We start from the raw sequence: 1,811 nt of genomic DNA, 5'->3' as shown, positions 1-1,811 counted from the left end.
CGGCCGCCGACGGCGGCCGGAGCGCTCACGGGCCTGACGTCCCTCAGCCGTCCAGCAGACCGGACAGGGTGGCGGCCGGGCTGATCACCTCCGGATCCGTCCGCACGTCCACCAGAGTGGGCAGATCCGCGTCCACCGACTCCGCCAACGCCTTCTCCAGTTCCTCACGCGTGTGCACGGTCGCGCCCCTGGCACCCAGCGACCGGGCGAACCCCGCCAGGTCCAGCGGCCCGCTGATCCGGGTTCCGGCGATCCGTCCCAGCTCACGGGCCTGGTGCATGGCGATCGTGCCGTACAGCCCGTTCTGGAACACCACCACGGTCACCGGTGCGCCCGTCCGCACCGCGGTCTCCAGCTCCTGTCCGGTCATCAGGGCACCGCCGTCACCGGCCACCGCCACCACCGTCCGGTCCGGGGCGGCGATCTTGGCCGCCACCGCGGCGGGCACGGCGTAGCCCATGGCCCCGCTGGTCGGCGCCAGCTGGGTACGCGGATACCGGAACCACCAGCCCCGGTGCAGGAAGGACGCGAAGTTGCCCGCGTCGTTGGTGATCAGCGCGTCCTCGGGCAGCGCCGCGCGCATACCGGCGACCACCGCCCACGGGTGCAGCCGGGGAGCGCCGTGGTCGGCCGCTTCGGGCGGCACGGTCGCGGTGTCCACCCACACCCGGCGGGCCGAGCTCCAGTCCCGGTAGGGCGCCTGGACCGGCGCGTCGGCCAGTTCGCGCAGCGCCTCCCGGGCATCGGCGACCGCGCCGAACCACAGGTCCGTGCTGGCCCCCAGCTGGCCGGGGTCGACGTCGATCTGCGCGACCCGAACGCGTTCGTTCCGTTCGGGCAGCCGGTACCCCTGGGTGGTGGTCTCGCTCATCCGGCAGCCGACCACCAGGACCGCGTCGGCCTCCGCCAGGGCGTTCAGCACCGGCGGAGGGCAGCCCAGCCCCAGGTGGCCGAGGTAGAGCGGATGGTCGTTGGGGAACACGTCCTGGCGCCGCCAGGCGGCGTACACGCCCGCGTTGAAGCGTTCGGCGACCCGGACGAGGTCCTCCCGGGCCGCGCGGGCTCCACCGCCCGCGAGGATCACCGGGCGCACCGCCCTGGCCAGCCAGGTGGCCAGCCGGTCCCTGGCCTCCTCACCCAGGACGGGACGCGGGACCACGGGCGGCTTCGGCGGGTCCTGCGGCCCCACCCGCTGGCCGAACAGGTCCCCGGGCACCGCGATGGCCACCGGACCGGGCCTGCCGGTGGTGGCGATCCGGACCGCCCTGGCGGTGACCTCGGCGAGCCGGTCGGCCCGGTGCACGGTCGTGGACCACTTGGTGATGGGCGCGTAGAACGCGGTGAGGTCCACCTCCTGGAAGGCCTCCCGGCCCAGCCGCTCGGTCTCCGCCTGTCCCAGGAACACGATCATCGGGGTCGAGTCCTGCATGGCGGTGTGCACACCCACCGCCAGGTTGGCCGCTCCGGGCCCCCGAGTGGCGGCGGCCACGGCGGGGACGCCGGTGAGCTTGGCCTCGGCCTCGGCCATGAACCCGGCGCCGTTCTCGTGCCGGGTGGAGACCAACCGCATACGGGGGTGCTGGTCGATCGCGTCGGCGAGTTCCAGGAAGCTCTCACCGGGGACGGTGTAGCACCGTCTGATCCCGGCCGCGGCCAGGACCTCCACCACCGCGTGCGCGGCGGTGTCGGTGGGTGGGCGTTCGGTGGTTGTGGCCATGGGGGCGGGGTCCCTTCCATCGTCGCAAGGTCCACTCGGTGTTCCCGGACGCGCGGGGCCGTGGCCTGGCACGTCCGGGCACGCGGCCGACGGG

General features: G+C 74.4%; 1 protein-coding gene. It reads right to left on the bottom strand.

What is annotated here, in order from left to right; all coding sequences use genetic code 11:
• Window positions 1-43 precede the first annotated feature (43 nt).
• Window positions 44-1,717 carry a thiamine pyrophosphate-dependent enzyme gene (locus tag D455_RS0121180; protein ID WP_017572689.1) on the bottom strand — a complete coding sequence of 558 codons (1,674 nt, stop codon included), beginning with the start codon at window positions 1,715-1,717 and terminating at the stop codon, window positions 44-46.
• Window positions 1,718-1,811 lie beyond the last annotated feature (94 nt).

Origin of the sequence: Nocardiopsis halotolerans DSM 44410 (genome assembly GCF_000341065.1) — a bacterium.
GTDB lineage: Bacteria > Actinomycetota > Actinomycetes > Streptosporangiales > Streptosporangiaceae > Nocardiopsis > Nocardiopsis halotolerans.
The sequence above is the reverse complement of the archived record's forward strand: the minus strand, read 5'-3'. Positions and strand labels throughout refer to the sequence as shown.